The organism is Breznakibacter xylanolyticus (assembly GCF_003254275.1).
Lineage (GTDB): Bacteria > Bacteroidota > Bacteroidia > Bacteroidales > Marinilabiliaceae > Breznakibacter > Breznakibacter xylanolyticus.
Window position 1 is genome coordinate 29,694 of sequence record NZ_QKZK01000038.1, and the last position, 4,732, is coordinate 34,425.

Annotated in this window: 5 protein-coding genes; 4 read left to right on the forward strand and 1 reads right to left on the reverse strand. The window is 35.3% G+C overall.

From position 1 onward, the window contains the following. The first annotated feature begins 169 nt into the window (after positions 1-169). From LX69_RS15220 to LX69_RS15235, 4 genes are all read left to right on the forward strand, one after another. Positions 170-1,135, forward strand: a complete 966-nt coding sequence (locus tag LX69_RS15220; protein WP_146260763.1) for a toxin-antitoxin system YwqK family antitoxin — start codon at positions 170-172, stop codon at positions 1,133-1,135. Positions 1,136-1,443: 308 nt separating this feature from the next. Beyond that, positions 1,444-1,890 carry a very short patch repair endonuclease gene (locus tag LX69_RS15225; protein ID WP_111446906.1) on the forward strand — a complete coding sequence of 149 codons (447 nt, stop codon included), beginning with the start codon at positions 1,444-1,446 and terminating at the stop codon, positions 1,888-1,890. Continuing rightward, positions 1,838-3,046, forward strand: coding sequence for a DNA (cytosine-5-)-methyltransferase (gene dcm, locus LX69_RS15230; protein WP_111446907.1), 1,209 nt, complete (start codon positions 1,838-1,840; stop codon positions 3,044-3,046). Before LX69_RS15225 ends, dcm begins: the two co-directional genes overlap by 53 nt. After that, positions 3,047-4,219, forward strand: coding sequence for a type II restriction endonuclease (locus tag LX69_RS15235; RefSeq protein WP_111446908.1), 1,173 nt, complete (start codon positions 3,047-3,049; stop codon positions 4,217-4,219). It begins immediately after the preceding gene. Between the two features lie 33 nt (positions 4,220-4,252). Here the strand turns inward: LX69_RS15235 and LX69_RS18425 are convergent, their stop codons facing one another. Next, positions 4,253-4,411 (reverse strand): carboxypeptidase-like regulatory domain-containing protein, encoded by a 159-nt coding sequence (locus LX69_RS18425; RefSeq protein ID WP_111446909.1) that lies wholly within the window; start codon positions 4,409-4,411, stop codon positions 4,253-4,255. Positions 4,412-4,732: the final 321 nt, after the last annotated feature.

Consider the following 4,732-nt stretch of genomic DNA (forward strand, 5'->3'; position numbering starts at 1 on the left):
CCCAAAACTAGAAAAATGCGGTATTATATCAAAATTGGAATCTCGGTAAACTGTTGAAAACTAACCAAATCAAAGCAAATGGTAACAAATAAAAACAGGGCTACGGTTAATACCGCCAACCGTTATGGGCAAGTGTAATATATACAAAACAATCTAAAACCTTTAACCAATGAATTATTTAAAGAAATCCTTAGTTATTGTTCTTTTTTGCGTTCTTAATTCGCACATAATTTATTCTCAAAAAACAGAAAAGTTTCTTGATTATATGAAAGAAGAATGTGCACCAAATTCAGCTAGATTCTACAGTTTAACCGTAAAAAATGATTCAGGATATCTACGAGAAGATTATTATATCAAAGAACGTAAACTTCATTTGAGACTCAATTATTTAGATTCTTTGAGTAAAGTACGAGATGGAATTTTTCAAACGTTTCATTCAAATGGAAGGATTGAAAAAAATGGGTATTACCATCAAAATGAAAAAGATGGATTATGGATGAGTTTTTATTGGAACGGTTATAAACGAGATTCTGTTGTTTATCAGAATGGAAAAGAAATTGGGACAAGTCTATATTGGCATCCTAATGGATTCTTACGTGATTCTGTTTATTTACTAAATGATGGTAGTGGTTCTTGTGTATCTTGGTTTGATAATGGTGTACTCGCTTCTTTGGGGAGATATTCTGCCGGTAAAAAACAAAATGGACGTTGGAAATATTACCACATGAATGGTAAGCTGAGCTCAATTGAAGTATATAACGACTCTCTACTTATTACAAAACAATATTTTAACGAAAACGGTGAAGCAATTAATGATACAACACTTACAGACAGAAAAGCTGAATTCAAAGGAGGTCCTGATGCTTGGTCAAAATATATATCAAAGAATATTTATTTTCCAAGTAATTACAAAATAGTAAATGCAGATGAAGCTATTGTTATTGTTGCATTTACAGTAAACGAAAATGGAGAAATTGAAAATGTATATCCCTGGGTTCCTTTAGACAAAGCTTTCGACGAAATTGCGACTAAGGCCATTGAAAAATCCCCCAAATGGATACCAGCGAATGAACACAATAGAAATGTAGAACATACATATTTTCAAGTAGTGAAATTTCGAAACAATAAACAATAGATATTAGACTTAAAACACCATGCCCATAACATTGTGTAGCATTAATGGCGGTTGAAGCACGTTCCGCAAAGTTCGTTTCCCGCATCAGCCATCTAGCGGTTTGAAAGGAGATTCGCCCGCAATCCGCCACTAATGCTACACTACCCGTTAGCAGCAACCCAAAGAAAACACACACATAACGTAAGAAAAAGCCCCTCCCACAAAGCATAAGTTTGCCATCTTCACGAACTGAAAGACACTATAACATAGCAAACACATGCATTTTTCCCCATCCGCAAACTCATATCCAGAAAGACTATATTTGCAACATGGATGTTTTAACCCCTGAACAGCGGAAAAAAAACATGCAGGCAATAAAAAGTAAGAATACAAAAATTGAAGAGTTGCTTGCTAAAGCCTTGAGAGAATCAGGGTTCAGATATCGTCGTAATAATTCGAAAATTTTTGGAAAGCCTGACTTTACATTCAGAAAGCTAAAAATTGCTATCTTTTGCGATAGTGAATATTTTCACGGGAAGGATTGGGAAACCGAAAAAGAAAGAATAAAAACGAATACAGCATTCTGGCAAAAGAAAATTGAAGGTAATATTGCCAGAGACAAACTGGTCAATGAGACTTTGTCAAAAAATGGCTGGAAAGTAATTCGGTTCTGGGGTAATGATATTAAAAAAAAGTTAGAATTTTGCGTACAATTAATAAGCAATGAAGTTGAAAACAAAAGGATTGAAATACTCAGAGTTAAGAAAAAAGATTAACATACAGCCTGAGAAAGAAAAAGATAATAGCCTTGCTAACTTCACTCATTATTTGCATAATTCAGGAAATGGAGTTGCACATTATTACAAAGATTCGGCTGAGGAATATTTTAAACAGCTCAACGAAAAGTGCAATATAGTTGAAGAATCATCATTTCAGTATTTGCTTCCCATTAAATGGGATGTTCCATTTCCAATACCTGAAAAAACAAAGTTTAAATTCATTGATCTGTTCGCAGGAATTGGAGGTGTACGTCTGGCTTTTCAAAATCAGGGAGGTAAATGTGTCTTTACATCGGAATGGGATAAGTTTGCAAAGAAAACCTATGAAGCCAATTTTGGAGAAGTTCCATTCGGTGATATTACACAAATAAACGAAACTGAAATTCCAGACCACGATATCCTGTTGGCCGGTTTTCCCTGTCAGCCTTTTTCAATCGCAGGAGTCTCTAAAAAGAATAGTTTAGGCCGTGTTCACGGCTTCTTAGATGAAACACAGGGTACATTGTTCTTCGATGTTGCCCGCATCATAAAGCATAAACGCCCAAAGGCTTTTATGCTCGAAAACGTTAAAAACCTCTTATCGCACGACAAAGGGCGAACTTTTGAAATAATCTATAACACCCTTGATGAATTAGGCTATTCAATTCATTTCCGGGTTTTAGATGGAAAACATTTTGTTCCTCAACATCGTGAACGAATAATCATTGTTGGTTATGATAAGAAGGTATTTATGGGGCAGGAAAATTTTAAATTTCCAGAAATGCCCAAAGCAAACAAATTTATCGCTCAAATTTTGGAACCAACTCCTGAAGATAAATACACATTATCAAACAAGTTATGGGGATATCTTCAAGCTTACTCTGAAAAACATAAAGCTAAAGGAAATGGTTTTGGTTTTGGCATGACCGATCTGAATGGTATTTCCAGAACACTTAGCGCACGTTATTATAAAGACGGTTCTGAAATTCTAATTCCTCAACCCGATCAGAATCCCCGTCGCCTCACTCCTCGTGAATGTGCCCGCTTAATGGGATATCCTGATAATTATGTAATACCTGTTTCTGACAATCAGGCTTATAAGCAGTTTGGTAATTCGGTTATTGTGCCATTAATTGAAGCAGTAGCAAAAGAAATTATTAAAATCATTGTCTAAATGAGCGACATTGCCAATATTGCAATTGAATCAGTTAATAAGAGTAAGACTTCTTTTTGCAAGTTTATCTCTGCCAACGATGCTGGCAAAACTGGTGGACATCAGGAAGGTTTTTATATCCCTAAAAACTCAATTCCTTTAATGTTTGATTCTCCTCGACAGAAAGGTAAAAATGATGAACGTTTTATAACCATTAAATGGCAAAATGATTTTGAAACTCAAAGCCGTTTTATCTATTATGGGCAAGGTACCAGAAATGAATATCGTCTTACCCGATTTGGGCGTGGCTTTCCTTTCTTAACTACTAATAACGTTGGTGATTTATTCATTCTGAGTCACATTGAAAATGATTATTACGAAGGTTTTGTATTACAGTCGGATGAAGACATTGAAGAGTTTTTTGCAGCATTTAATATCTCATCTAATGAAACCAATCGTTTAATTGAAAAGCAAATTACTATTACAGCTGAGGAAAGACTTTTGCAGTGTTTCAATCTTTATTTATCAACTTTAAAATGTGATTTTCCTTCAACAATTGACCTTGCAACAAATGCCCGTAATTGTTATTTGAAAACGTTCAATATCAAACCCTCTCAAATTATTACACATCCAGACTCTGAACTAATCAATTGGCTAAATTCCGAATATCAACTATTTAAAACTATTGAAAATGTTCGTTATAGTGAACGTATCAAAACACCTTTTGTCAATGTCGAAGAGTTAGTTGAATGCGCCAATACAATTCTCAACAGACGAAAAAGTAGGGCTGGCAAATCACTTGAGCATCATTTAGCAGAGGTTTTTAATAATTTCAAATTAGAATATCAATCTCAGGTTATAACAGAAGAAAACAAACGTCCGGATTTTATATTCCCAAATTCAGTCCAATATCACAATCAATCTTATCCTTCTGACAAACTTGTTTTTCTTGCATCAAAAACAACCTGTAAAGACCGTTGGCGTCAGATTCTAAATGAAGCAGACCGAATAAAATATAAATATCTTTTTACACTTCAGCAGGGTATTTCATCAAATCAATTAGCTGAAATGTATAAATATGATGTACGCTTGGTTGTGCCACAACCTTATTTAAGCTCATTCCCAGAAGAATATAGACCACAAATTCATACATTAAACAGCTTCATTCACCTTGTTCAGGAAAAACAAAACTAAAAAACAAAAGCCCCGCTGTGCGGGGCTTTTGTTTTAGTTCTTTGTCAGTTGAATGTTTATTTCCGTTCGTTCACCGTCCGAAATGGCTACCGTTTCCACCTGTGGGGAATAGCCGTTTTTCTTCACAGTCATCGTATAAATGCCCGCTGGCATTGTCTTAACCCATCTTGCAGCTTTCCATCCAAAATTCATTAAAAAAACACCTTTTTTCACCTCAAAATAGGCTCTTTTGCTCTATTTGCTTTTGTAATACATTGATAATCAGTGTCTGAATTTTCGAAAAATCATTTGTAGTACACAAGGGGGTATTGTATATCAGCGGTTTACATGTTTACTTTGGGGCATGTATTTCAAAGTATCCATGCGCACCAACCCCGAAACGGGAATCTATAGCGGTTATTACCGTTTAGTGGAGAGCTACCGTAATCACAGCGGCAGGGTATGCCATCGTACGCTGTTGAATGCTGGGTTCTTAGATGCGTTGGATGCGACTCAGCGGAATTTGATTCAGAA